25 protein-coding genes are annotated in these 25,578 nt (G+C 66.0%); 15 read left to right on the forward strand and 10 right to left on the reverse strand.

Annotation, left to right across the window (positions count from 1 at the left end):
• Window positions 1–266: 266 nt before the first annotated feature.
• Together ACFPOB_RS09500 and ACFPOB_RS09505 are read left to right on the forward strand one after the other, a co-directional pair.
• The gene (locus ACFPOB_RS09500) at window positions 267–617 is read left to right on the forward strand and encodes a Dabb family protein (RefSeq protein ID WP_377797777.1); all 351 of its coding nucleotides are present in this window, start codon (window positions 267–269) and stop codon (window positions 615–617) included.
• A gap of 63 nt (window positions 618–680) precedes the next feature.
• Entirely contained in the window at window positions 681–2,420 is a 1,740-nt protein-coding gene (locus ACFPOB_RS09505; protein WP_377797779.1) for an NAD+ synthase, read from the forward strand.
• Here ACFPOB_RS09505 and ACFPOB_RS09510 read toward each other — a convergent pair.
• Window positions 2,417–3,196 carry a hypothetical protein gene (locus tag ACFPOB_RS09510; RefSeq protein ID WP_377797781.1) on the reverse strand — a complete coding sequence of 260 codons (780 nt, stop codon included), beginning with the start codon at window positions 3,194–3,196 and terminating at the stop codon, window positions 2,417–2,419. The genes ACFPOB_RS09505 and ACFPOB_RS09510 overlap by 4 nt on opposite strands.
• A 138-nt stretch (window positions 3,197–3,334) precedes the next feature.
• Between ACFPOB_RS09510 and gltX the strand changes: the two genes are divergently transcribed.
• Window positions 3,335–4,675, forward strand: a complete 1,341-nt coding sequence (gene gltX / locus ACFPOB_RS09515) for a glutamate--tRNA ligase (RefSeq protein ID WP_377797783.1) — start codon at window positions 3,335–3,337, stop codon at window positions 4,673–4,675.
• Window positions 4,675–5,010, forward strand: coding sequence for a hypothetical protein (locus ACFPOB_RS09520; protein ID WP_377797785.1), 336 nt, complete (start codon window positions 4,675–4,677; stop codon window positions 5,008–5,010). Before gltX ends, ACFPOB_RS09520 begins: the two co-directional genes overlap by 1 nt.
• Window positions 5,011–5,122: 112 nt before the next feature.
• Here ACFPOB_RS09520 and ACFPOB_RS09525 read toward each other — a convergent pair whose 3' ends face one another.
• From ACFPOB_RS09525 to ACFPOB_RS09535, 3 genes are all read right to left on the reverse strand, one after another.
• On the reverse strand, window positions 5,123–6,448 hold the full coding sequence (locus ACFPOB_RS09525) for an MFS transporter (RefSeq protein WP_377797786.1): 1,326 nt from the start codon (window positions 6,446–6,448) through the stop codon (window positions 5,123–5,125).
• A gap of 231 nt (window positions 6,449–6,679) precedes the next feature.
• Window positions 6,680–7,885, reverse strand: a complete 1,206-nt coding sequence (locus ACFPOB_RS09530) for a DUF2865 domain-containing protein (protein WP_377797787.1) — start codon at window positions 7,883–7,885, stop codon at window positions 6,680–6,682.
• Window positions 7,886–8,205: 320 nt separating this feature from the next.
• Window positions 8,206–8,694: a MarR family winged helix-turn-helix transcriptional regulator gene (locus ACFPOB_RS09535; RefSeq protein ID WP_377797789.1), complete on the reverse strand. Its 489-nt coding sequence runs from the start codon at window positions 8,692–8,694 to the stop codon at window positions 8,206–8,208.
• Between the two features lie 123 nt (window positions 8,695–8,817).
• Between ACFPOB_RS09535 and hmgA the strand changes: the two genes are divergently transcribed.
• On the forward strand, window positions 8,818–10,188 hold the full coding sequence (gene hmgA / locus ACFPOB_RS09540; RefSeq protein ID WP_377797791.1) for a homogentisate 1,2-dioxygenase: 1,371 nt from the start codon (window positions 8,818–8,820) through the stop codon (window positions 10,186–10,188).
• Window positions 10,189–10,362: 174 nt separating this feature from the next.
• Here hmgA and ACFPOB_RS09545 read toward each other — a convergent pair whose 3' ends face one another.
• A complete protein-coding gene (locus ACFPOB_RS09545) occupies window positions 10,363–11,448 on the reverse strand; it encodes a TRAP transporter substrate-binding protein (RefSeq protein ID WP_377797793.1) in 1,086 nt (361 codons plus the stop codon).
• 62 nt (window positions 11,449–11,510) lie between these two features.
• Between ACFPOB_RS09545 and ACFPOB_RS09550 the strand changes: the two genes are divergently transcribed.
• Both ACFPOB_RS09550 and ACFPOB_RS09555 read left to right on the forward strand, forming a co-directional pair.
• Window positions 11,511–12,524 carry a fumarylacetoacetate hydrolase family protein gene (locus ACFPOB_RS09550; RefSeq protein WP_377797795.1) on the forward strand — a complete coding sequence of 338 codons (1,014 nt, stop codon included), beginning with the start codon at window positions 11,511–11,513 and terminating at the stop codon, window positions 12,522–12,524.
• Between the two features lie 145 nt (window positions 12,525–12,669).
• Entirely contained in the window at window positions 12,670–13,626 is a 957-nt protein-coding gene (locus ACFPOB_RS09555; protein ID WP_377797797.1) for an MBL fold metallo-hydrolase, read from the forward strand.
• Window positions 13,627–13,633: 7 nt separating this feature from the next.
• Here ACFPOB_RS09555 and ACFPOB_RS09560 read toward each other — a convergent pair whose 3' ends face one another.
• The gene (locus ACFPOB_RS09560; RefSeq protein ID WP_092156397.1) at window positions 13,634–13,915 is read right to left on the reverse strand and encodes a HigA family addiction module antitoxin; all 282 of its coding nucleotides are present in this window, start codon (window positions 13,913–13,915) and stop codon (window positions 13,634–13,636) included.
• Between the two features lie 12 nt (window positions 13,916–13,927).
• Window positions 13,928–14,209: a type II toxin-antitoxin system RelE/ParE family toxin gene (locus ACFPOB_RS09565; RefSeq protein ID WP_377797798.1), complete on the reverse strand. Its 282-nt coding sequence runs from the start codon at window positions 14,207–14,209 to the stop codon at window positions 13,928–13,930.
• A gap of 47 nt (window positions 14,210–14,256) precedes the next feature.
• Here ACFPOB_RS09565 and ACFPOB_RS09570 point away from each other — a divergent pair, with 47 nt between their 5' ends.
• Genes ACFPOB_RS09570 through ACFPOB_RS09580 form a run of 3 tightly spaced genes read left to right on the forward strand, consistent with a single transcriptional unit; the run spans window position 14,257 to window position 16,611 of the window.
• Entirely contained in the window at window positions 14,257–15,825 is a 1,569-nt protein-coding gene (locus ACFPOB_RS09570; RefSeq protein WP_377797799.1) for an FAD-dependent oxidoreductase, read from the forward strand.
• Entirely contained in the window at window positions 15,822–16,043 is a 222-nt protein-coding gene (locus ACFPOB_RS09575) for a DUF2783 domain-containing protein (protein ID WP_377797801.1), read from the forward strand. Before ACFPOB_RS09570 ends, ACFPOB_RS09575 begins: the two co-directional genes overlap by 4 nt.
• Before the next feature lie 34 nt (window positions 16,044–16,077).
• Window positions 16,078–16,611 carry a hypothetical protein gene (locus ACFPOB_RS09580; protein ID WP_377797803.1) on the forward strand — a complete coding sequence of 178 codons (534 nt, stop codon included), beginning with the start codon at window positions 16,078–16,080 and terminating at the stop codon, window positions 16,609–16,611.
• Here the strand turns inward: ACFPOB_RS09580 and ACFPOB_RS09585 are convergent.
• A complete protein-coding gene (locus ACFPOB_RS09585) occupies window positions 16,581–17,147 on the reverse strand; it encodes a GNAT family N-acetyltransferase (RefSeq protein ID WP_377797805.1) in 567 nt (188 codons plus the stop codon). The two genes, ACFPOB_RS09580 and ACFPOB_RS09585, sit on opposite strands and share 31 nt — an antisense overlap.
• Before the next feature lie 112 nt (window positions 17,148–17,259).
• On the opposite strand from ACFPOB_RS09585, the gene ACFPOB_RS09590 reads away from it, so the two are divergent.
• Window positions 17,260–17,775 (forward strand): CreA family protein, encoded by a 516-nt coding sequence (locus ACFPOB_RS09590; protein WP_377797806.1) that lies wholly within the window; start codon window positions 17,260–17,262, stop codon window positions 17,773–17,775.
• A gap of 12 nt (window positions 17,776–17,787) precedes the next feature.
• Here the strand turns inward: ACFPOB_RS09590 and ACFPOB_RS09595 are convergent, their stop codons facing one another.
• Complete coding sequence (locus tag ACFPOB_RS09595; protein ID WP_377797808.1) at window positions 17,788–18,327, reverse strand: hypothetical protein; 540 nt, start codon at window positions 18,325–18,327, stop codon at window positions 17,788–17,790.
• A gap of 172 nt (window positions 18,328–18,499) precedes the next feature.
• Between ACFPOB_RS09595 and cysS the strand changes: the two genes are divergently transcribed.
• Window positions 18,500–19,969, forward strand: coding sequence for a cysteine--tRNA ligase (gene cysS / locus ACFPOB_RS09600; protein WP_377797809.1), 1,470 nt, complete (start codon window positions 18,500–18,502; stop codon window positions 19,967–19,969).
• 196 nt (window positions 19,970–20,165) lie between these two features.
• Window positions 20,166–21,821 (forward strand): citramalate synthase, encoded by a 1,656-nt coding sequence (gene cimA, locus ACFPOB_RS09605; RefSeq protein WP_377797811.1) that lies wholly within the window; start codon window positions 20,166–20,168, stop codon window positions 21,819–21,821.
• 149 nt (window positions 21,822–21,970) lie between these two features.
• Here cimA and ACFPOB_RS09610 read toward each other — a convergent pair whose 3' ends face one another.
• Window positions 21,971–22,303 (reverse strand): hypothetical protein, encoded by a 333-nt coding sequence (locus ACFPOB_RS09610; RefSeq protein WP_092156414.1) that lies wholly within the window; start codon window positions 22,301–22,303, stop codon window positions 21,971–21,973.
• 170 nt (window positions 22,304–22,473) lie between these two features.
• Between ACFPOB_RS09610 and ACFPOB_RS09615 the strand changes: the two genes are divergently transcribed.
• Window positions 22,474–23,103, forward strand: coding sequence for a nucleoside triphosphate hydrolase (locus ACFPOB_RS09615; RefSeq protein ID WP_377797950.1), 630 nt, complete (start codon window positions 22,474–22,476; stop codon window positions 23,101–23,103).
• A 234-nt stretch (window positions 23,104–23,337) separates the two neighbouring features.
• Complete coding sequence (locus tag ACFPOB_RS09620; protein ID WP_377797812.1) at window positions 23,338–25,248, forward strand: ABCB family ABC transporter ATP-binding protein/permease; 1,911 nt, start codon at window positions 23,338–23,340, stop codon at window positions 25,246–25,248.
• The last annotated feature ends 330 nt before the right edge of the window (window positions 25,249–25,578 follow it).

A 25,578-nucleotide genomic window follows, 5' to 3' on the forward strand; every position in this document is an offset into this window, starting at 1 on the left:
GACCCCCTGAGATAGTCTGCGCCTTGGGCGGTCTGCGCCAGCGCCAGCGTGCAGGCCGTCGCGACGACCGGGGCGAGGGCGGCAATAGATGCAGCACGCATAGCGTGTCTCTCCAAGCAGTGGCGAACGCGATGCTTGCGCCGCCCGGAGATGATTCATGCGGGGTTAACCCTAATACCCGGTTAATGCGGTTGCCGATCCGACTTGCCTCTGAAAGACATCTCCCACGGCGGACGATCTTGAGCCTGGATGCCGGAGGAGGGCGGATGGTCCGGCATATCGTGTTCTTCACGGCAAAGCGCGCTGAGGATATCGGAACGACCCAGCGGCTGCTCGGCCGCCTCGGCGAGATCCCGCACGCACTCACCTTCGAGGTCGCGGCCAATGTCAGGATCGATGCGATCGGCGAAGCCGCCGACATCGTCGTCTACGCCGAGTTTGCGGACGAGGCCGCGCTCGCCGCCTGGAAGATGCATCCGATCTATGGCGAGACGACGCAGGCCGTGCGTCCCTTACGCGAATTTCGCTACTCGGCCGACTTCCGTTCGAGGAGCGCCTCAGCCCATTCGTCGTTGCGAGGAGGCAAGGCCGACGATCGCAATGACGGGGTTCCTTGAAACGCACCCCCTCCCGCGTACCGCACCGTTGCTGGCAGGCAGGCCGCAAGCTACATCCGGAGCATGACCGCGACCTCTCTTCGCCTGGCGCTCGCCCAGCTCAACCCGATCGTCGGCGATGTCGCCGGCAATGCCGAAAAGGTGCGCATCGCGCGCCGCGAGGCGGCCGCCGGCGGCGCCGAGCTCGTGATGTTCCCGGAGCTCTTCCTCTCGGCCTATCCGCCGGAGGATCTGGTGCTGAAGCCGGCCTTCCAGGACGCCTGCCGCAAGGCTTGCGAGGAGCTCGCCCGCGAGACTGACGATGGCGGCCCGGCCGTGCTGGTCGGCCTGCCCTGGCTCGAGGACGGCAAGCTCTACAACGCCTATGCGCTGCTCGACGGCGGCCTGATCCAGTCGGTGCGTTTCAAGGTCGACCTGCCCAACTACGGCGTCTTCGACGAGAAGCGCGTGTTCGAGCCCGGCCCACTGCCGGGCCCGGTCGTCTTCCGCAACCATGTCCGCCTCGGCATTCCGATCTGCGAGGACATCTGGGGCGAGGAGGTCGTCGAATGCATCGCCGAGACCGGTGGCGAGATCCTGCTGGTCCCGAACGGCTCGCCCTTCCGCCGCGGCGTCATCGAGGAGCGGCTCAACGTCGCTGTCGCCCGCGTCGTCGAGAGCGGTCTGCCGATGGTCTATCTCAACCAGCTCGGCGGCCAGGACGAGCTCGTCTTCGAGGGCGCCTCCTTCGTCCTCAATGCCGACCGAAGCTTCGCCCATCAATTGCCGGCCTTCCGCGAAGCTGTTCGCATCACGGATTGGGAGCGCGGGCCCGATGGCTGGCGCTGCCTGCCGGGCGAGGTCGCAACTGTGGAGAGCGGCGACGAGGCCGACTACGCCGCCTGCGTGCTGGGCTTGCGTGACTATGTCGAGAAGAACCGCTTCCCTGGCGTCGTGCTCGGCCTCTCCGGCGGCATCGACTCCGCCATCTGCGCCGCCATGGCGGTCGATGCGCTGGGTTCCGAGCGCGTGCGCTGCGTGATGATGCCCTATCGCTTCACCTCGCAGGAGAGCCTCGACGACGCCAAGACATGCGCCGACGCGCTCGGCGTGCGCTACGAGATCGTGCCGATCGCCGATCCGGTCGAGGGCTTCGAGCAGGCGCTGGCCGAGCTCTTCGCCGGCACCAATCGCGGCATCACCGAGGAGAACCTGCAGAGTCGCGTGCGCGGCACGCTCTTGATGTCGATCTCGAACAAGTTCGGGCCGATGGTGGTGACGACCGGCAACAAGTCGGAGATGTCCTGCGGCTACGCCACGCTCTATGGCGACATGAACGGCGGCTACAACCCGATCAAGGACCTCTACAAAACCGAGGTCTTCAGGCTCTCGGCCCTGCGCAACCGCTGGAAGCCGGCGGGCGCGCTCGGGCCGGAAGGCGAGGTGATCCCGCAGAACATCATCGTCAAGCCACCCTCGGCGGAGCTGCGCGAGAACCAGAAAGATCAGGATTCGCTGCCGCCCTATGACGTGCTCGACGACATCCTCGCCTGCCTGATCGAGCACGAGATGCGGCTCGCCGACATCGTCGCCCGCGGTCATGACCTTGAGACGGTGCAGAAGGTCGAGCGCCTGCTCTATCTCGCCGAGTACAAGCGTCGGCAGGCGGCGCCTGGCGTCAAGGTCACCCGCAAGAATTTCGGCCGCGACCGGCGCTATCCCATCGTCAACCGCTTCCGCGACCCCGGCGAACCGGCCCATGAGCCGGACCGCTCGCTGGTCAAGGGCGTCGGCAAGGGCGGCGGCGAGAGCTTCGATTTCTAAAGCCAGAACCCGCCGATCTGGTTCGCTGTCGGGTTGGCGATGCAGGCGGTCATCCGGTCGAGCCAGATGCGCTGGTACTTGGCGTTGAGCCCGTGCTGGGTGTCGATGTCGTAGCGGCGCTGGATCAGCTTGACCCGCTTGTTGATGTGCAAATTGACGAGGCTGTTGAGCTGGGTCACCAACCCGCCGATCGTCGGGGCGCGCGCGATGGTGAGCTGATGAGCCAGCGCCCGGCAGACGACGAAGCCGACATCGTAATGGAACTGCTCGTGCGCCAGCAGGGCGGGTGTCAGCGTCACGCCGATCCTGACCTGGGCGTTCGGCCAGACCTCAATGTCGTTGGGCACGCCGAAGGCGTAGTCGGTCCCGACTATGCGGGCGCCCTTGTCGAAAATCTCGTATTCGAAGGCGGTGTAGGCGTCCTGCACCGTTCCGTCGGCCGGATCCATCACCACCGGCACTTGCAGGAAGTCGCCGGCCTTGAGCTTGATCGGCAGGCGCGAGGCGCTGACCACCACGTCCGCCGGGGCCGGATTATTGGCCATGTGCAGGACCGTCTTGCCGCCCGGGTCGACCCGCGAATCCGGGCTCGTCATCTTGAGGAAGACCTGCTGGTAGCGCTTGATCGCGCCCCGGGTGAGCGGCCCGCATTTGCCGTCGACCTCGAGCAGATCGATGCCCAGCGCCTTGAAATGCGGGTTGATGCTCGCCTGGATCAGGCGCGTATCCGCAACGGTGTTCTTGCCTCCGAGACCGACTGAAGCCGTGATGCTCATCCTCGCCTCCCAGCGCAGAGATCGATATCCCCGTCGCTATCTAACCTTGCGTCAATCTGAGCGCTTGTCGATCTCCTTCAGCCCAGCGTCTGCGATGCCCTTGCCCTCGCGCCGTTCCCGCGCGACAAGCGGCCGGTCATGACCACTCCTTTCGTCCGCACCGCCCCGTCGCCGACCGGCTATCTCCACATCGGCAATGCCCGCTCGCTGATGTTCAACTGGCTCTTTGCCAGGCGGCATGTCGGGCGCTTCCTGCTGCGCTATGACGATACCGACCAGGCCCGCTCGAAGCCGGAATTCGCCGAGGCGATCGCCGAGGATCTGGCTTGGCTCGGCGTCGTCCCCGACGCCAGCATCAGGCAGTCCGAACGGATCGGGCTATACGATGGCGCGGCAGACAAGCTGCGCGCCGCCGGGCGCCTCTACCCCTGCTATGAGAGCGCCGACGAGCTCGATCGCAAGCGCAAGCGCCAGCTCGCCCGCGGTCTGCCCCCCGTCTACGACCGCGCCGGCCTGAAGCTGACGGCCGAGGAGCGCGCAAAGCTCGAGGCGGAAGGCCGCAAGCCGCATTGGCGCTTCCTGCTCGACTGGGAGGAGGTCGGCTGGGACGATCTCGTCCGCGGCCCCTCGCATGTCGACTGCGCCTCGCTCTCCGATCCCGTGCTGGTGCGCGAGGACGGCACCTATCCCTATACGCTGCCTTCGGTCGTCGACGATCTCGACGTCGGGATCACCCATGTCATCCGCGGCGAGGACCACGTCACCAACACGGCCGTGCAGATCCAGATCATGCAGGCATTGGGGGGGACGCTGCCGGCCTTCGGGCATCACAACCTCTTGACCACCGCGAGCGGCGAGGGGCTGTCGAAGCGCCTCGGCCATCTCTCGCTGCGGGGCCTGCGCGAAGCCGGCGTCGAATCGCTGGCGGTGGCGGCGCTGGCGGTGCTGACCGGTTCCTCCGATGCGGTCCGGCCGGTGTCGAGCCTCGACGAGCTCGCCGGGCTGGTCGACCTTGCCCATGTCTCGCGTGCACCGGCCAAGTTCGACGAGCACGAGCTGGAGACGCTGTCCGCCCGCACCTTGCACCAGCTCGACTTCGCCGCGGTCGAGGAGCGGCTGAGAGAGCTCGGCATTCCCGCCAGCGAGCCGTTCTGGCTCGCTGTGCGCGGCAATCTTGTAAAGCTGTCCGATGCGAAGGACTGGTGGCAGATCGTCGAGGGGCCGATCGAGCCGCATGTTGTCGACAAAGCTTTTGCTGCGGCTGCGGCCAAGCTGCTGCCTGCCGAGCCGTTCGACCAGACGACCTGGAAGAGCTGGACGCAGGCCGTCGGCGCGCAGACCGGAGCCAAGGGCAAGGCGTTGTTTATGCCGCTGCGCCAGGCGCTGACAGGCCTCGACCATGGGCCCGAGCTGGCGGCGCTGCTGCCGCTGATCGGGCGCGAGAAGGCGCTGAAGCGGTTGGCTGGGGAGGCCGGCTAGTGACCACGACAGACGGCAGAATGGACCACGCGAACAGGCTTCTTGCCGCTCATCGCGAGTTGCGGTCCTTCGCCTGCGTCAGATCGGGATGTCGCTATGATGCAAAGCTGGTGCTCGTCGCGGCGACAACCCTGAGCTTGAGAATTTATGGGCTGGATCGCATTTGCGGCGATGCTCTGCCCTATTGCGGCAGCGGGCTCGTCATCAGGGATGTGCGATCCGAACAACATGATCGAATTCGCTACGAAATCACCGATCAGGACGGAGATTTTGTGCTGCTGCGCTGCGAGCGGCTTGTCTTGACGCATCACGGTGAGCGGATCCCGTTCTCGTAGCCGCTCCGCCTTCGCGATTTCCATCCATGTGAGGTGGACCGGCGCCGTCATGCCCGGCCGCTGCCGAGATGCTCGGGTCAAGCCCGAGCATAAGGCGTACCGCTCGTCGCCCTCACTCGTGCCGGTCCATCGCTGTTTCGTGCTTGGTGTCGCGCATGGTCGAATAGACCAGCAGCGAGATGAAGATGACGGCCGAGAGGTAGTAGTAGAACCACTGCTCGTGGCCCTGCTGCTTGAAGAACAGGGCGATCGCCGGCGCCGTGCCGCCGAAGGTCGAGACGGTCAGCGCATAGGGCACGGCGACGCCGGTGGCGCGGATCGAGGTCGGGAACAGCTCCGCCTTCACCACGGCGTTGATCGAGGTGTAGCCGGCGACGAAGAGCCAGGCGCCGGAGATCAGCAGGAAGGCGACCCATGGCGACTTGGTCTGCTCCAGCGCCGACAGGATCGGCACGGTCAAGAGGGTGCCCGCAAGACCGAAGAAGATCAGCAGCGGCTTGCGGCCGATCCGGTCGGAGATCAGGCCATAGAGCGGCTGCAGGATCGAGGCGAAGATCAGCGAGCCGGCGATGACATAGGTGGTGACGATGTCGGTGAGGCCGACCGTCTGCTTCACGAAGGTCTGCATGTAGGTGGTGAAGGTGTAGAAGGCGGCGGTGCCGCCGGCCGTCAGCCCGACCACGATCGCGACCTCGCGCGGGTATTTCATGAGGCCGCGCAGCGAGCTTTCCTGCTTCTTGACCTTGTTGGCCGCGGTGAAGGCCTCCGTCTCATGCATGTTCCGGCGCATGAACATGGCGGTGACCGCGAGCAGCGCTCCGATCACGAACGGAATGCGCCAGCCCCAGTCGACCAGTTGCTCATGTGTCAGGAAGACATTCTGCAGCAGGAGCAGCACCAGGATCGCAGTGAGTTGCCCGCCGATCAGCGTGACGTACTGGAAGCTCGAATAGAAGCCGCGATGGTCGGGATGGGCGATCTCGGTGAGGTAGGTCGCGCTCGCCCCGTATTCGCCGCCGAGGCTCAGGCCCTCGATGATCCGGGCCAGCGCCAGCAGCACCGGCGCGGCGAAGCCGATCGTCTCATAGGTTGGGGTGAGCGCGATGATCAGCGAGCCGAAGCACATCATCAGCACCGAGACGGTCAGCGACAGCCGCCGCCCGTAGCGGTCGGCGATATGGCCGAACAACCAGCCGCCGATCGGACGGACGATGAAGCCGGCGGCGAACAAGGTCGCCGCATTGAGCTGCTGCACCACGGGATCGTGCGAGGGGAAGAATTTCGGCGCGAAATAGAGCGCGAAGGCGGTGTAGGCGTAGAAATCGTACCATTCGACGAGATTGCCGACCGAGCCGATGAAGATCGCCTTCAGGCGTCGCGCCGTATCGGCTGCATCCATGCCGTGGGGGGCGTGGGTGGTGATGGCTGGATCGGACATGGCTCGCTCCGCTCTTGAAAAGGCGGCGCGAGCAGCAGCGGGCGCCGGCAGCTATACGCTGACCTACGCCTTGCGTTCCGTGCCAGTCGGCGGCGAAGAATGTGGTCAGGATTGCTTCTGGCGCATGACAAGACTGGGGCTTGTCGGCCAAACTCAACGCAGGTCGTCCCGGGTCTCCGCTGCGCTTCGTCCGGGATGATTCCTGATTGGAGTCGGGCCCCAGCGTCCCGATTATGGCCGCGCGGTCGCTCCGACGCCGAGATTGGGCGCGAGATTCGGCGCGACGATCCGCACCGTGCGGCGCTCGCCGGTGACGCTCTTGCTCTCGCGCTTCAGCCCGTCGCCCTGCTGCAGCGTCTTCTCGCCATCGATCCGCTGCGGGCCGACGCCGGCCGATTCAGTGCTGGCGGTCGGCACGTTCGTGTCGGGTGCCGGCTCGTCGCCCGGCGCGGCCTGGAGCGTCGTCGGAGCCGGGGCAGGCGGGGTGTTCGGCTTGGCCTCTGCGGCCGCATTGGCGGCGCCCTTCTTGCCGCGCTGCGGCTGCTCGGGCTTCGGTCGCGACAGTTCCTGCGAGCGCTGCTCGGTGACGATGATGTCGCCCTTGCGCTGGTCGAGCATCTGCTCGGCGTTCGCCAGCGCCTGGGCCCAGCTCTGGCCGGGGGCGCGGCAGGTGCAGGCGGCGTCGAAGCTGCGCGTGTATTTCAGCGCGTTCGGCAGGGACGAGTAGGGCTGCCCGGTGCTGCGCGCCACCGCGTTCTGGATGTCGCCGCCATTGCTCATGCCGAAGGCCAGCGTCTCGGTGCCGGGGCAGAGCGACTGGCACATTTCGTCCTGGCCCTCGCGCCCGCTCGGACTGTTCGCAAGCGGGAAGAAATAGCCGTCGCAGCTGCGTACGCAGACGGTGTAGGGGCCGCCCTGGCGCGGCTGGTTCTCGCCCGGCTCGCGCGGTTCGTCGGGATCGAGCTCGGGCATTGTCGAATCGATCTCACCACGGCGTGGCTCGATGCCGAAGATCGTCTCGAAAAAGCCGCGAGGTTGCGCCCGGCAATTATTGTTGATCAGCGCGGCCAGCTGAGCGCGCCGCTGCTCGATGCCGCCGCCCTGGGCCTGCTGCTGAAGCTGGGCATATTGCTGCTGCAGCGCGCCGAGTTGGGCGCGGATGCCGCCGCATTGAGGTGGCGGCTGCTCGCCGAAGAACAGGAAGCCGCCGCGATCGCAGCCCATCGAGCGGTACTGGCTCGACAGCTGCGCCAGCTGCCCAGCGACGCGCTGCGCCGCCTGGGCGGCACGGCCGTCGCTACCGCCGCGCTGACCTTGCAGGCTGGAAAGCTCGGCCCGCCAGTTGTCGCAAGCCGGCGACTGCGCCAAGGCTGCGCCTGTCAGCGCGGCGAAGGTCAGCGCCGGAGCGAGCGCGCGTCGGAGCGAAGCGAAAATCATCGAAGGCAGAGTTGCTATCCCTGTGACTCGTCCCATGCCAGCGTCGGTCGCTTGCACCGGCAAAGCACATGCTACAAACGCGACGGAACTAAGGAGGTACGCGTCAGCCGCCGGGAGAAAGGCGATTCGACGCAGATTCCACATCCGTCAGCGCATCGCATATCCCGCCCCGGGCAGCAAATCCGCCCCAGTATCACGCTAGAGCCCGTTCCGATCAGCTTGCCCGCAAGCTGATCGGAAAAACGGTCTCTAAACTCAAAGCGAGAGACAGATTCACCGATCAGGCCGATTCGGCGCGATCGGATCTGTCTCTTGCGCGATCACGCCTCCTCGGTCTGGTAGGCGCCGGCGAGATGGCGGCCGCGCTCGGTCAGCAGCGCCAGCACCCGTTCGAATGTGCGCAGCTCGTCTGGCGAAATCCCCTCGATCCAGCGCTCCTCGAAGGCCAGCGCCAGCGGCACGATCTGGGCGTAGAGGCGCTGGCCGGCGGCGCTGAGGGCGACGAAGGCTTCGCGCCGGTCGGCCCGGTTCTCGGCCCGCGTCACCAGCCCGCGCTTGTCGAGTTCGGAGACGGCGCGCGAGACCTTGGTCTTGTGCATCTGCGAGAGCTCTCCGATGTCGCGCGAGGTCAATTGCCCGAACTCGCCGAGCTGGGCGATCACCCGCCATTCCGGGATGCCGATGCCGAAACGCGTGCCGTAGACGCGGCCGAGCGCCCGGCTGGCGAAGAAGCCGACCACGTTGAGCCGATAGGGCAGGAACTGCTCGAGGTGCAGGGCGCGGTCTTCAGGCTTTTGTTTCGTTGACATTAGTTGCACATGTAACTAATTGGAGTGACAGAAGGCCGCGGAAGGCTGCCGCCGTGATCATTGCGCAACGGCAGCGTCTGTCAAAGCGGCCAGCAGCGGAAACGCAGCGGGAGGAGGCCGGCCATGAACCTGCAGACCAACGTGCAGACCACGGTTCAATCGAGCTTCGGCGAGCAGGTCCGCGGCGGTCGCCGCTACATGTCCGGCTTCGGCAACTCCTTCGAGACCGAGAGCCTGCCGGGCGCGCTGCCGGTTGGACGCAATTCGCCGCAGAAGGCCGCCTACGGCCTCTATGCCGAGCAGCTCTCCGGTTCGCCCTTCACCGCGCCACGCTCCACGAACGAGCGCTCCTGGCTCTACCGCATCCGCCCCAGCGTCAAGCATGGCGGGCGCTGGACGCTGGTCGACAAGGGGCTGATGCGCTCCGCGCCGTGCCGGGACGAGACGCCGCCCTCGCTCGGCCAATTGCGCTGGAGCCCGATCCCGATCCCGCAGGAGAAGCTCACCTTCCTCACCGGCCTGCGCACCCTGACCACCGCTGGCGATGCCGACGCCCAAGCCGGCATGGCGGCGCACATGCTCTTCGTCACCGCCTCGATGGAGCGCGAATACCTCTTCAATGCCGATGGCGAGTATCTCGTCGTGGCGCAGGAGGGAGCCTTACGCTTCTTCACCGAGTTCGGCATCATCGAGATCGAGCCGGGCGAGATCTGCATCATCCCGCGCGGCGTGATGTTCCGTGTCGAACTGATGGGCGGGCCGGCGCGCGCCTATGTCTGTGAGAACTATGGCGGCGGCTTCACCTTGCCCGATCGCGGCCCGATCGGTGCCAACTGCCTCGCCAATCCCAGAGACTTCCTCACGCCCGTCGCAGCTTATGAGGACATCGAGAAGCCCTCGACGCTGTATGCGAAGTGGGGCGGGGAGCTGTTCTCGACCGAGGTCGGCCAGTCTCCGCTCGACGTCGTCGCCTGGCACGGCAACTACGCGCCCTACAAATACGATCTCAGGCATTACTCGCCGGTCGGCGCGATCTCCTTCGACCATCCCGACCCGTCGATCTTCACCGTGCTGACCGCGCCCTCCGAGACGCCCGGCACCGCCAATATCGATTTCGTCATTTTCCCGGAGCGCTGGATGGTGGCGGAGAACACCTTCCGGCCGCCCTGGTACCACCGCAACATCATGTCGGAGTTCATGGGGCTGATCTACGGCGTCTACGACGCCAAGCCCGAGGGCTTCACCCCCGGCGGCTTCAGCCTGCACAACATGATGCTGTCGCACGGTCCGGACATCCAGGCCTTCGAGCACGCTTCGACCACTGAGCTGAAGCCGGTCAAGCTGACCGGCACCATGGCCTTCATGTTCGAGACCAGATTCCCGCAGCGCTTGACCGGTTACGCCGCCGGCCTGCCTGAGCTGCAGGACAACTATGCCGATTGCTGGAGCGGGTTGAAGAAGCGCTTCGACCCGAACAAGCGCGAGGCGTGGTGAAAGGCCGTCATTCCGGGGCTTTGCGAAGTGAATAACCTGGAATCCTTGGCTGCACCTCTTCCGTCATGGTCGGGCTTGTCCCGACCATCCACGTCTTCCTTCATCGAAGGTGGTGTTCAAGACGTGGATGCTCGCCACAAGGGCGAGCATGACGGCGTGCAGGAGCGTTGCGGCCTATCGGCTGCGCAGCCGGTTCATGAAGGCGTCGTAGGACAGCTCCGCCACCTGCCACCAGAGCAGGTTCTCGCCGCGGAAGGCGACCATCGACTCGTAGCCCTTCTTGAAGGCTTCGCTCTTGGCCGAGGTCTCGGCGTAGTATTCCTCAGCCGCCTTGAGCGAGGCTTCCATGATCGGCTGCGGGAAGGCCTTGAGCTGCGCGCCCTGGGCGATCAGCTTGCGCAGGCCGCCCGGATTCACGAAGTCGTACTTCGCCAGCATCCAGTTGTTGGCCGCTTCACAGGCATTCTGCACGATCGCCTGGTAGTGCTTGGGCAGCTTGCTCCACTGCTCCTGGTTGATAACGAGGTGCAGCATGGCGCCGCCTTCCCACCAGCCGGGGTAGTAGTAATAGGGCGCGACCTTCACGAAGCCGAGCTTCTCGTCGTCATAGGGGCCGACGAACTCGGCCGCGTCGATGGTGCCGCGCTCCAGCGCCGGGTAGACGTCGCCGGCCGCGATCTGCGTCGGCACCACGCCGAGCTTGGCCAGCACCGCCCCGCCCATGCCGCCGATGCGGAACTTCAGGCCCTTGAGGTCATCGAGCGTCTTGAGCTCCTTGCGGAAGAAGCCGCCCATCTGGCAGCCGGAATTGCCGCAGGGGATCGAGTAGGCGTTGAACTTGGCCAGCGCGGCGTTGACGATCTGCTCGCCGCCGCCGAAATACCACCAGCTGTGCTGCTGGCGGGCGTTGAGGCCGAAGGGGATGCCGGTGCCGAGCCCGAGCGCCGGCTCCTTGCCGACATAGAAATAAGTCGGCGTGTGTGCGCATTCGACAGTGCCGGAGGTGACGGCGTCGAGCGCCTGCAGGCCGGGCACGATCTCGCCGGCCGAGAAGGTCTGGATCTGGAACCGGCCGTCCGTGGCATCGGCCATGAACTTCGCGAACTGCTGCGCGGTGCCGTAGATCGTGTCGAGCTGCTTGGGGAAGCTCGAGGTCAGCCGCCATTTCACCTCGGGCATCGATTGCGCGATCGCGGGCATCGCGATCGGCGCGGCGGCCGCGGCGAGCGCGCCCGTCTTCAGAAACATACGGCGTTGCATGGACTTTCCTCCCGGGGATCGGTTTGCTGCCATCATCACTGTTCGGCGAGGATTGAAAAGAGATGAAAGTCGCATCCCTCATGCACGGCCGGGATGGCCGTCTCGTCGTCGTCTCGAACGACCTGACCCGCGCGACCGACGCATTTCCGGTCGTGGCGACGCTTCAGGGCGCCCTCGACGACTGGGACCGCTGCGCGCCGCGCCTCGCCGATCTCGCCGAGAGCCTGGAGCATGGCTCGGTGCCGTCCTTCCGCTTCCACGAGCATGACTGCGCCTCGCCGCTGCCGCGCGCCTATCAGTGGGTCGACGGCTCGGCCTATGTGAACCATGTCGAGCTGGTCCGGAAGGCGCGCGGCGCCGAGATGCCCGAGAGCTTCTGGACCGACCCGCTAATGTACCAGGGCGGCTCCGATTCCTTCCTCGGGCCGCGCGAAGCGGTGAAGCTGGCGAGCGAGGATTACGGCATCGATCTCGAAGCCGAGATCGCGGTGGTCACAGGCGACGTGCCGATGGGTGTCAGCCCCGAGGAGGCGAGGGGCCTCATCCGCCTCGTCATGCTCGTCAACGATGTGAGCTTGCGGAATCTGATTCCGAACGAACTGGCCAAAGGCTTTGGTTTCCTTCAATCAAAGCCGTCCTCGGCCTTCTCGCCCGCAGCTGTGACGCCGGACGAGCTCGGCTCGGCCTGGAAGGACGGCAAGCTCCATCTGCCGCTGCTCGCCCAGGTCAACGGCAAGCCTTTCGGCAGGCCTGAGGCCGGCGTCGACATGACCTTCGATTTCGGCGTGCTGATCGCCCATGCCGCCAAGACCCGCCCGCTCGTCGCCGGTACCATCGTCGGCTCCGGCACGGTCTCGAACCGCGACGCCGATGGCGGGCCGGGCAGGCCGGTTTCGGAAGGCGGGCTCGGTTATGCCTGCATCGCCGAGCAGCGCATGGTCGAGACGATCCGGCATGGCGCGCCGCAGACGCCTTTCCTGCGCTTCGGTGACAATGTCCGGATCGAGATGAAGGACGCTGCTGGCCATTCGATCTTCGGCGCGATCGAGCAGGACATCCTGCCGCATGCGCAGTAGTCCGCGCCGTCATTCTCGGGCGAAGCGCAGCGCAGACCCGAGAATCTCCTGATGAGGAGGCGCTTCTCAGCGCCCCTTCCGGCCTCAGATGCTCGGGTCAAGCCCGAGCATGACGTCAACATCAACGAGTTTGTGAGGTTGCCCAATGTCCTCCCCCGCTTTCGCCTCCACCGCCGATCTCGGCGAGAAGACGGTCTCCTTCGACGAGATCGGCAAGGGCGTTTACGCCTATACCGCCGAGGGCGACCCCAATAGCGGCATCGTCGTCGGCGACGACAGCGTGCTCGTCTTCGACGCGCAGGCGACGCCGACCATGGCCGAGCGCGTCATCGGAAAAGTGCGCGAGGTCACCGACAAGCCGGTCAGCCATGTCGTGCTCTCGCATTACCATGCCGTGCGCGTCCTCGGCGCGCCCGCCTATGGCGCAAAGGAGATCGTCTGCTCGGATGCGGCGCGGGCGATGATCGTCGAGCGCGGCGAGGAGGACAAGGCGAGCGAGATCGGCCGCTTTCCCCGCCTGTTCCAGGGGGCCGACTCGATCCGTCCCGGCCTGACTTGGCCGACCATGACCTTCTCGCACAACGCCTCAATCTGGCTCGGCAAACGCGAGGTCCGGCTGATGAAGCTCGGCCGCGGCCACACCGCCGGCGACATCGTCGCCTGGATGCCCGACACCAATGTGATCTTCGCCGGCGATCTCGTCGAATACGGTGCGACGCCTTATTGCGGAGATGCCCATTTCACCGACTGGCCGGCAACGCTAGACGCGCTCGCCGCCTTCGCGCCGGCTGCGATGGTGCCGGGCCGGGGCGCAGCGCTGACCAATCGCGGCATGGTCGCCGACGGCATCAAGGGCACGCGCGCCTTCCTCACCGACCTCTACGAGGCCGTGAAAGGCCATGTCGCCGCCGGCCGCTCGCTGCGCGAGACCTTCGAGCGCGTCCACGAGACGCTGAAGCCCTCCTATGGCGACTGGGTGATCTTCGAGCACTGCCTGCCCTTCAACGTCACCCGCGCCTATGACGAGGCCGGCGGCCTCGACCATCCGCGCATCTGGACCGATGAGCGCGACCGCCAGATGTGGCTGGACCTGCGCGGCTGAAGACGGGTCAGGCAGCGTGGGGATGGATCGCGGAATAGTCCTGCTCGGCTTGGGCTTTGGACAGGTCGTGCGCGGCCTGGAGGTTGAGCCAGAAGCGCGGATCGGTGCCGAAATAGCGGCCGAGCCGGATCGCCGTGTCGGCCGAGACATCACGGCGCTCGCGCAGGATGTCGCTGATCCGGTTGCCGGGCACATCGAGGGCCCTGGCGAGCGCGCGGGCGCTCATTCCGAGCGGTTCGAGGTATTCCTCGCGCAAGATCTCACCGGGATGGGTTCTGATCCGAGCCATCGCGATCTCTCCTCAATGATAGTCGACGATCTCGACATCCGCCGGACCGTCGCCGTCCCAGCGGAAGCAGAGTCGCCATTGATCGTTGATCCGGATGCTCCATTGACCCTTACGGTCGCCCTTCAGCGCCTCAAGCCGGTTGCCGGGAGGCGAGCGCAGATCGGAGAGCGTGACAGCGGCGTCGAGCATATCGAGTTTTCGCAACGCGATCCGTTCGATCGCCCGCCAGCGCACGGCGCAGGCTTCTCCGCGAAACAAGCGTTCCGTGTCCCTGTCGGCGAAGCTCAGGATCATATCTCAAGATATGATACGTATCGCGTATCGGTCAAGGAGTTGGCTTGATGCAGCCCTTCCGCCAGTTCGCCTATCGCCGCAGCGCGGACCAGGACGCGTCCGCACCCGCCCGGCATCCGGTGGTCATCGTCGGCGCCGGCCCGGTCGGGTTGACGCTGGCGCTCGATCTGGCGCGCCGGCAGGTTCCGGTCGTGCTGATCGACGACGCCGACCGGATCGGCGAGGGCTCGCGCGCCATATGCTTCGCCAAGCGGACGCTCGAGATATTCGACCGGCTCGGGCTGGCGCAGGCGATGGTCGAGAAAGGCATCACCTGGCAGAAAGGCCGGGTCTTTCGCGGCGAGGCCGAGCTCTACGAGTTCGACCTGTTGCCAGAAGGCGGCCATAAGCAGCCGGCCTTCATCAATCTCCAGCAGTTCTATGTCGAGGCGGCGCTGGTCGACGCCGTGCTGGCCGAGCCGCTGGTCGATCTGCGCTGGAGCAATCGTTTGGCCGGCCTCCACAACCGCGAGGACGGGGCGAGGCTCACAATCACCACCCCGGATGGGGATTATCCCCTCGAAGCCGACTGGCTGGTCGCCTGCGACGGCGCGCGCTCGCCGACGCGTGGCCTGCTCGGCCTTGAGTTCCGCGGCGAGGCTTTCGAGGACCGTTTCCTCATCGCCGATGTGAAGATGACCGCGCCGTTCCCGACCGAGCGCTGGTTCTGGTTCGATCCGCCCTTCCATTCCGGCCAGTCGGCACTGCTGCACAAGCAGCCGGACGACATCTGGCGCATCGACCTCCAGCTCGGCCCCGATGCCGATCCCGAGCATGAGAGGCGGCCCGAGATCGTGCGGCCCCGGATCGAGCGCATGCTCGGCCATGCCGACTTCGCGCTGGAATGGGTCTCGGTCTACCGCTTCCAGTGCCGCCGGCTCGACAGGTTCCTGCATGGGCGCGTGGTCTTCGCCGGCGATGCCGCCCATCAGGTCTCGCCCTTCGGGGCCCGGGGCGCCAATTCGGGCATCCAGGACGCCGACAATCTCGGCTGGAAGCTGGCGCTGGTCGTGCAGGGCAAGAGCCCGGCCTCATTGCTCAGCAGCTATGACGACGAGCGCGTCGCCGCTGCCGACGAGAACATCCTGAACTCGACACGGGCGACCGACTTCATCGCGCCGCGCTCACCGGGGGAGCGGCTGCTACGCGAGGCGGCGCTGTCGCTGGCGCCGCTGACCGGCTTCGCCAAGCGCTTCGTCAATTCCGGCCGGCTCTCGGTAGCCAGTGCCTATGCCGGCTCGGCACTGTCGAGTGACGAGGAGGACTGGGACGACGGCCTGCTGCCGGGCGCCGCCTTTCTCGATGCGCCGCTGGCCGGTGGCTCTCATACCTGGCTGAGTGAAGCCTTTGCGGCCGGGCAGGCGATCCTGCTCGGTGAAGGTGCGGCGGAGATTGCGCCCGCCGGGGTCCTCGCGATCGAGCCGGCCGCTAGCGATGGCACACTGCGCCAGCGTTACGCCCTGAAGCAGGGTGCAGCCGTGCTGCTGCGGCCGGACGGGCATGTCGCTGCTCGGTTCCGCGAGCCAAATCGGGCCGCGATCGAAGCCGCGGTCGAGCGGATGGAGGGCAGGAGATGAACGCCGCGGCTACCATCGCGCCTGCGACCGAGCTCGCCAGCGAATCGCGCTTCGCCGATCCCGACGCCGCCTTCCGCTTGCTCGCCCAGGCGCATCGCGATCTCGACGAGCGCGATAGCGCTGCCTTCAATGCCCGCCTCGTCCTGATCCTCGCCAATCACATCGGCGATGAGCAGGTCTTGCGCGAAGCCGTGGCGCTGGCGCGCGAGGCGGGCTAGGCTCAGGGCTCGACGCCTCCGGAGCCCGAGCCTGATGGAAGATCTGCCGACCTTCTACTCCACCCTGATCCCGCTCGGCTTCTTCTTCTGGGGGCCGGCGCTGGTGGTGCTGACGCTGCTGCTCTCCTGGCTCTGGGCCCGCAGCCTCAAGATCGACCGGGCCTTGGAGAGCGATTTCAACGGTTTCACCCGGGAAGACGTCGAAAAACTGTTCTCGCTCTATGGCCCCGAGCGTCGGGCGATTTACCGCAACAAGCTGCTGCCGGCCGATCTCGCCTTCGCGCTGGTCTACGCGGTCGTCGGCGCGCTGATCGTTACGGGCCTGTCGATGCGCGGCTATCCCTGGTGGGTGGCGGCGCTCTGCGGCGGCGGCTGGCTCTTCGGCGGGCTCTGCGACATCGTCGAGAACCTCGCCATCGCGCGCCTCCTCGATCGGTTCCCGACCCTCGACGACGGCACCGTCGCCATCGCCAGCGGCTTCACCCGGCTCAAGCTCGTCCTGACCGGGCTTGGCTTCATCGGCGCGATCGCGGCCTATTATCTCGCGTTCAAGCCGATCGCGGCCTGATCCGCAGCTCGCCAGGCTTGTGCGCTATGCCGGAAGCACGCTCCGGGCACCGGCGGGTCGCCGATCAGACCGTCGAGCCGGTCAGACTCACGCCTGAAGCCGAGACGCTCGGCAAGACGCAGGGCGGCGGCGTTATCGGGATGGGTCACGATCGCGATCTGCGGTAGGGCCAGCCCTGCAAAGCCGTGCCGCACCAGCCGTGCGCCGGCTTCCAGCGCGTAGCCCTGTTTCCAGTGGCGTGCCGCAAAGCGATAGCTGAGTTCGACGGCCCCCTCTTCGATCGGCCAGGGGATCAGCCCGACATAGCCGAGCAACTCGCTTTCATCGTCACGGGCAAAAACCGACCAGTAGCCGAGCCCGCGATCGACATTGAGGAAACTGCGCGCCTTCACGCCCTCCCGGCTCATCGAGGGATCGCCGAGTGGCCGGATATAGCGCATGACCAGCGGGTCGGCGTTCATCGCCGCAATGGCATCGAGATCGGCTTCGGTCCGCGGTCTGAGGAGAAGGCGCTCGCTTTCCAGCACCGGCAGCATGGTCGTCGCCCTGTCGTTTGGTTCGAAGATTGCTGCGCCTGCACTGGCGCGAAACAGTCCGCCATCCCATATCCTGCCGGCCCCTCTGCGGGAATGCTCTGGGAGAATCTGGATGAGCTTTCGTCGTTGTCTTCTCGCCGCTTCGGCGCTGCTCGTAGCTGCTGGCATCGCCGCGCCGGCCGTGGCGCAGGAGGACCTGATCTTCAAGAAGTCGACAGTCTGGAAGATGCTGACCCCGGACGACAAGCTCGCCGTCTACGGCGTCGATGATCCCGTCGTCGAAGGCGTCGCCTGCCACTACACCGTTCCTGAGAAGGGCGGTGTCTCCGGAATGTTCGGCGTCGCCGAGGAGGTTTCGGACGTCTCGCTCGCCTGCCGGCAGATCGGGCCGATCCGCTTCAAGGAGAAGGCGTCGCAGGGCGACGTCGTCTTCCGCGAGCGCCGCTCGCTGATCTGGAAGAAGATGCAGATCGTGCGCGGCTGCGACGCCAAGCGCAACGTGCTGATCTACATGGTCTATACCGACAAGCTGATCGACGGCTCGCCGCAGAACTCGACGTCCAGCGTGCCGATCATGCCCTGGGGCGCGAGCGGCGACGTGGCGAAATGCTCGGAATGGGTGAGGTGAGGGGCGAGGGGATCAGCCGCTGCAGGTAATGGTCAGCGGCTGTTCGGTCGCGGGGGCGCTGACCTGACGCGGGGTCGAGCCGGTGAAATCTTCCGGCTTGGCGACACCATAGGCGGTCGCGACGCGGTGGCCTTGCGATTCGCACCAGGCGTCCGCGACGATCTGGCCGCATTCCGACTTGCTGGAAATGCAGTCGGCGACACCGTAGCCGTCTCCGGCCGGGATCAGATAGGTGCGTTCGGCCTTGGGCGCGGCAACGGTGTTGGTGGCTGGCGCCAGGGCCAGCGACATGCCGGCGCCGATGATTCCGAAGAGCCCGACCAGAGCGACGGCGCGGCGCATGATGATGTCCCTGAGACCCGACCGGGGCTGAACCTTCGACATGTCAAGTTGGTTCCAAATGGTTAAGACTGCGTGAACCACGGCAATCTTGGTTGCGCGCAAACCGACCTCCGCTTGTGGCGGCATTGCGGCGGCGAGAGCACAAATCGCGGGACGGCGGAACGACGCCGATCGACCGTTGCCAAGCTGCCACTTGACGTAGGCGCACATGACAGGCATCACGGCAGGATGACGCGAGCCCTTGCCATTATTTGCATTATTTGCCGCTAGCTTTCGCTGGCCGGCTGCTCACGTCCTCGTCCCAACGAAAAGACAGACAGCGCCCCGGCCAGCGGCCAGGATACGCCGTTTTTTATCGCCTTCTCGCCAGGACACCGCTTCGATGCAGCCGACCCTCAGGCTCTACAACACGCTGACGCGGACGAAGGAGGTCTTCACCCCCGTCGATCCCCTGAACGTGCGCATGTATGTCTGCGGCCCGACGGTCTACGACTACGCCCATATCGGCAATGCCAGGCCGGTCATCGTCTTCGACGTGCTCTACCGGCTGCTGCGGCATGTCTATGGCGAGGCTCACGTCCGCTATGCCCGCAACCTCACCGACGTCGACGACAAGATCAATGCCCGCGCCGCGCGCGATTATCCCGACCTGCCGCTGAACGAGGCGATCGCGAAGGTCACGCAGACGACGACGGCGCAGTTCCATGCCGATGTCGATGCGCTCGGTAACTTACGTCCCGACGACGAGCCGCGCGCCACCGGCCATATCGAGGAGATGAAGGCGATCATCGAGCGCCTGATCGCGCGTGGCGTCGCCTATGTCGCCGAGGAGCACGTGCTCTTCCACGTGCCGGCCGTCGCCGGGCTGAAGGACGCGCCGCGCTATGGCTCGCTCGCCCGCCGCTCGCTCGACGAGATGGTGGCTGGAGCACGAGTGGATGTCGCCCCCTATAAGCGCGACCCGATGGATTTCGTGCTGTGGAAGCCGAGCCGCGACGGCATCGATCCGGGCTGGCCGTCGCCGGCCGGCATCGCCACGCCTGGTCGTCCCGGCTGGCACATCGAGTGCTCGGCCATGTCGATGAAGACGCTGCTCGAGCCCTTCGGCGGTGGCCTCAGATGCGACGATCTCGCCAAGAACGTCTTCGACATCCATGGCGGCGGCATCGACCTCGTCTTCCCGCATCACGAGAACGAGCTCGCCCAGAGCTGCTGTGCCTTCGGTGCGGCGGGCGGTGCTGCGCGCATGGCGAACTACTGGATGCATAATGGCTTCCTGCAGGTCGAAGGCGAGAAGATGTCGAAATCGCTCGGCAACTTCGTCACCATCAACGAGCTCTTGGCGACCGACACTTTCGGCGGGCGGACATGGCCCGGCGCGGTGCTGCGCCTCGCCATGCTCAAGACCCATTACCGCCAGCCGATCGACTGGACGGTGAAGGCGCTGGAGGAGGCGGAGAAGACGCTTGCCGATTGGGCTGCCGTTGCCGGGCAGGCGGAGGTCGGGCAGGTCCCAGCTGGCGTGATCGAAGCACTGGCGGATGATCTCAACACCTCGCAGGTGCTCGCCGAACTGCACGCCCTGCGCAAGGCCGGTGATCATGCCGGTCTGAAGTCGAGCCTTGATCTGCTCGGCATCGCCCTGCCGAAGGTAGTGGCGGCTGAGATCGACGACGCCCTGCGTGCGAAGGTCGAAGCCGCGATCGCCGCTCGCCTGGCTGCCCGCAAGGCGAAGAATTTCGCCGAATCCGATCGCCTCCGCGACGAGCTCGTCGCGATGGGCATCGTACTCATGGACGGCAAGGACCCGACCACCGGCGCGTTGATAACCAGCTGGGAGGTGAAGCGGTGACGCTTCACCTCCCAGCGAGTGCCTTGACCCCTTGCCGCAGTGCGGCGTTGCCCTAGTCCGTTGAAAGAAGACCAACAAAAATGACCACCCAGACCCCGAAGATCCGCAAGCGTGGTTCGCTCTCGATCGCGATGAAGCTCGTCATGCTCGCCATGGTGATGCCGAAAGTGCTGCGCTATCGGCTGCGGTCCAGGCTATGAGCGCCGCAGCCCCCGCTCCAGTGCCCGAAGCCGCGCCGCGCCAGGCCGGCGAGAGCGCGCTCGCCCGCATCCACCTCTTCGACACGACGCTGCGCGACGGCGCCCAGACCACGGGCGTCGATTTCTCGCTCGACGACAAGCGCGCAGTGGCGGCGATGCTCGACAAGCTCGGCATCGACTATGTCGAGGGTGGTTACCCCGGCGCCAACCCGCTCGACACGACCTTCTTCGCGAACAAGCCGACGAAGCACGCGAAATTCGCCGCCTTCGGCATGACCAAGCGGGCAGGGCGCTCGGCCTCGAACGATCCCGGCATCGCCGCGCTGCTCGAGGCCAAGGCCGACGCCATCGTCTTCGTCGCCAAGAGCTGGGACTATCATGTCCATGTCGCGCTCGAGATTTCCTTGGAGGACAATCTCGACGGCATCCGCGACAGCGTCGCCACCGCCAAGGCCGCCGGCCGCGAGGTGATGCTCGATTGCGAGCATTTCTTCGACGGCTACAAGGCCAATCCCGACTATGCGCTCGCCTGCGCCCGCACCGCCTATGAGGCCGGCGCGCGCTGGGTCGTGCTCTGCGACACCAATGGCGGGACGCTGCCGGACGAGGTTGGGCGCATCGTCGCCGAGGTCGCCAGGGTCGTGCCGGGCGACAATCTCGGCATCCACGCCCATGACGATTGCGGCTGTGCCGTCGCCAATTCGCTGGCGGCGGTCGAGGCCGGCGTGCGCCAGATCCAGGGCACGCTGAACGGCCTCGGCGAGCGCTGCGGCAACGCCAATCTGGTCACGCTGATCGGCGCGCTGAAGCTCAAGGAGCGCTACAACCGCCGCTTCAGGCTCGGCGTCGGCGAAGTCGAGCTCGGCGAGCTCACCCATGTCTCGCGCGCCCTCGACGAGATGCTGAACCGGGCGCCCAACCGCCATGCCCCCTTCGTCGGCGCCTCCGCCTTCGCCACCAAGGCCGGCATCCATGCCTCGGCCGTGCTGAAAGACCCGCGCACCTACGAGCATGTCGCGCCCGATCTGGTCGGCAATGTCCGGAAAGTCCTGGTCTCCGACCAGGGTGGCAAATCGAACCTCGTCGCCGAGCTGGAGCGCATCGGTGTCACCATCGGCCGGGACGATCCGAGGCTCGCGCGCGTGTTGGAGGAGCTGAAGGAAAAGGAAGCGCAGGGTTATGCGTTCGAGGGCGCCGACGCCTCGTTCTACCTGCTCGCCAAGCGCATCCTCGGCGAGTTGCCTGATTACTTCGAGATCGAGCGCTTCACCGCCAATGTGGAGCGCCGCTACAATGCGCTGGGCGAGCTCGTCACCTTCTCCGAGGCGATCGTCAAGGTGAAGGTCGGCGAGGAAACGCTGATCTCGGTCGCCGAAAGCGCGCTCGGCCCGGTCAACGCGCTCGATCTCGCCTTGCGCAAGGATCTCGGCCGCTACCAGTCGCTGATCGGGGGCCTCAGACTGGTCGACTACAAGGTCCGTGTCTTCCAGGGCGGCACCGATGCCGTGACGCGCGTCCTGATCGAATCGGCCGACGAGACCGGCGAGCGCTGGACCACTGTCGGCGTCAGCGCCAACATCATCGACGCCTCGTTCCAGGCGCTGGTCGACTCGATCACTTACAAGCTGATGCGCGAGGGCGCGACGGCGTAGTCAGCCTCCTTCTCTCCTCGGGGGAGAAGGTCCGGCAGGGGATGGGGGCGGTTCGACTGGGTGAGCCGGTTGTCGGCCGGCCCTTTGCGTCCTTCATCCGTCAGCGCTTCGCGCTGCCACCTTCTCCCCTGAGGGGAGAAGGTGAAGGGTCACTCCGTCAGGCGCAGCGACTTCTCCTTGCAGAGGTCGATGCCGTCATTGTCGCTTTCGCTCTCGTCGCTGAACTTGCCGAGCAGGTAGTAGCTGCAGCCGGCCGGCTTGTTGAGCTTGACCATGGCGCTCTTGCCGGGAGCCAGCGGCTTGGCGAGCTTGCCGACGAGCCGGGCCTGCTCACCCGTGGTGGTAATTTCCAGCGACTCGAGCGGCACGGTACGGGCATTGGTGATCTTGATCTGCGTTGGCGGGCGTGATTGCGCGAGGGCCGGCACCACAGGCAGCAGCGCAAGCGCGCAGGCAGCGGGAAGAATGCGTCGAAGCATCATGGGCGTCTTCTCCTGGCGTCAGCCTTAAAGGCTTTCGGCCAGTCTGCCATCGCAGTTGCGACGAGAACAAGGCAGGGTAGATGTCGCTTCATCGCGGCAGCGGCCGGTTGCAGCTTCGGCAAGCCTTGTCGATCTTGCGGCGAAGAGTTGGGAGGCCCGGCCCCTTGACCATGCAGACCGCCGAAGACATCGCTGCCCGCATTGCCGCGCGAGCTCGCGGCCTGCGCCGTATCGTCGTCGCGCTTGCTGGGGCTCCGGGCGCAGGCAAGTCGATGTTGAGCGAGCGCCTGCTTGCCGCGTTGCCAGCAGGCGAGGCGGCGCTGGTGCCGATGGACGGTTTCCATTTCGACAATGCCGTGCTCGATCAGATGGGCATGAGAAACCGCAAGGGCGCGCCCGAGACCTTCGACTACGCCGGCCTCGCGGCGACGCTGTGGCGCATCCGGTCGGGCGGAGGCCCGGTCGCGGTGCCGGTCTTCGATCGCAAGGCCGATCTCGCCCGTGCCGGTGCGGCGATCGTCCCGGCCGATACCCGCTTCGTGCTGATAGAGGGCAACTACCTCCTGCTCGACAGGGCGCCCTGGTCCGGCCTCGCGTCGTTCTTCGACCTGACGATCTTCATCGAGGTGCCGTTGGCCGCGCTGGAGCACCGGCTGCTCGCTCGTTGGCGGGACTTTGGCAGGGGCGAGGAGGCCGGGCGCGCCTGGGTCGAGGGCAACGACCTGCCCAATGCGCGGCTGGTGATCGAAGGCAGCCGCTCAGCCGACATCATCTGGAAGAATGGCGTCGCCACACGCTGATCGGCTTCAAGATCAAGCGCTGGTCGTGCCGGGCGACCGAAGGGAGACGCGGGACGCATTCCGGAACCTCAATCGGAAAAGCTCCGGAATGGGTCCCGGATCTCTGCTTCGCTGCGTCCGGGACGACATTGCTACCAGCATCAACGCAAAAGCAACTTCGGTAATTTCTTCTCCCGCCCCCTGCATTCCCCAGAGAATCCGCCTATATCGGCGGTTCCATTTGGAAGCATTTCAATGTCATCGCCTGCCACGCCGGCTCCGGCGCCCCTCGCGCGTTCGGCCGTGCTCCAGCCCGGCTCCGGCTTCATCGCTACCTTCCAGGCACTCTGGCCTTATCTCTGGCCGCCGGAGCGGGCCGATCTGCGCCAGCGCGTGATCGCCGCCTTCGTGTTGCTGGTGATCGGGCGCCTCGTGCTGATGGGTGTGCCCTTCACCTTCAAATGGGCGACGGACGCGCTCGCCAACAACCCGACGACGCTGTCGAGCTGGCTGCCCTTCCTGGTCGGGGCGCCGCTGGCGCTGACGGTGATCTACGGTTTTGCCCGCGTCGGCTCGGCTGCCTTCGTGCAGTTGCGCGACGCGATCTTCGCGCCCGTCTTCATGCACGCGGTCAGGACGCTGGCGCTGCAGACCTTCGGGCATCTCCACCATCTCTCGCTGCGCTTCCATCTCGAGCGCAAGACCGGCGGGCTCACCCGTGTGCTCGAGCGCGGCCGCAACGGCATCGAGGAGATGGTCCGCCTCGGCCTCAACCAGCTCGTGCCGGTGATCATCGAGGTCGCCCTGATCATCGCCGTGCTGCTCTGGCTGTTCGACTGGCGCTATGTCGTGGTGCTGGTGACGATGGTGGTCGGCTACATGGTCTACACCATCAAGGCCACCGAATGGCGCATCGCCATCCGCGCCCAGATGAACGAATCCGACACCGACGCCAACGCCAAGGCGATCGACTCGCTGCTCAACTACGAGACGGTGAAGTATTTCGGTGCCGAGGCGCGCGAGACGGCGCGCTACGACCTCTCGATGGCGCGCTATGAGCGCAACTCGATCAAGGCCTACACCTCGCTCGCCTGGCTGAATTTCGGCCAGGCCGCAATCTTTGCCATCGGCCTCACCATTTCGATGGTGATGTGCGTGCGCGGCTTCCAGGCCGGCACCAACACGGTCGGCGATTTCGTGCTGATCAACGCCATGCTGATCCAGCTCTATCTGCCGCTGAATTTCATGGGCACGGTCTATCGCGAGATCAAGCAGGCGACGCTCGACATCGAGCAGATGTTCTCGCTGATCGGCCGCGACCCGGAGATCCAGGACAAGCCGGGCGCGCCGTCGCTCGACGTCCGCGCCGGCACCGTCACCTTCGAGGACGTCCACTTCGCCTATGTACCGGAGCGGCCAATCCTGCGCGGCATCTCCTTCGAGGTGCCGGCCGGCAGGACGGTCGCGATCGTCGGCCCATCGGGCGCCGGCAAGTCGACGATCTCGCGCCTGCTCTTCCGCTTCTACGAGCCGCAGAGCGGCCGCATCCTGATCGACGGCCAGGATATCGCCGAGGTCCAGCAGGTCTCGCTCAGATCGGCGATCGGCATGGTCCCGCAGGACACCGTGCTGTTCAACGACACCATCGAGTACAATCTGCGCTATGGCCGGCCCGAGGCGACCCAAGCCGAGATCGAGGACGCGGCGCGGCTCGCCCAGATCGACCGCTTCATCAAGTCGCTGCCGGAAGGCTACCAGACCTCGGTCGGCGAGCGCGGCCTCAAGCTCTCCGGCGGCGAGAAGCAGCGCGTCGCCATCGCCCGCACCATCCTGAAGGGACCGCCGGTGCTGGTGCTGGACGAGGCGACTTCGGCACTCGATTCCTTCACCGAAAAGGAGATCCAGGACGCGCTCGATAGAGTCAGCGAGGGCCGCACCACGCTGGTGATCGCCCACCGGCTCTCGACCGTGGTCAACGCCGACGAGATCATCGTGCTCGACAAGGGCTTGATCGTCGAGCGCGGCCATCACCGTGAACTGCTGGCGGCAGACGGCGTCTACGCCGCGCTTTGGAACCGCCAGCGCCAGGTCGACGAGGCCAAGGCGACGCTGCAGCGCGCGACGCAGGAAGAGGGCGAGAGCGTCCGGGTCAGCCTGACGCAGTGAGGTTCTAACGCCGCGCGAAGGAAATTTGCGCGGCGTCGTTGATACCCGCTCAAAATCTCGCATATCGAATTTACGACGCTAGCATAGGCCGGGGCGCCCCGGCCGAGGTGGCCTTCGGGTCGTCGCTTGTTTCTTTCCGGCGTGCACGCCGCTACGGCGTCGCAGCTTCTTTCTCCGTCCCATTCCGCAATCCAGGCGCACGCAGCGCCCGACATCACGAGGCGCGCGGCCCCAATCCCGGAGCCCGACCATGATCATCGCTGGCTACGCCCTTCTGGCACTCGGCTACACGCTTCTGGCCATCGCCACCCTGACCGGTATCGGCCACTG

The organism is Allobosea eneae (assembly GCF_042657265.1).
Taxonomy (GTDB): Bacteria; Pseudomonadota; Alphaproteobacteria; order Rhizobiales; family Beijerinckiaceae; genus Allobosea; species Allobosea eneae.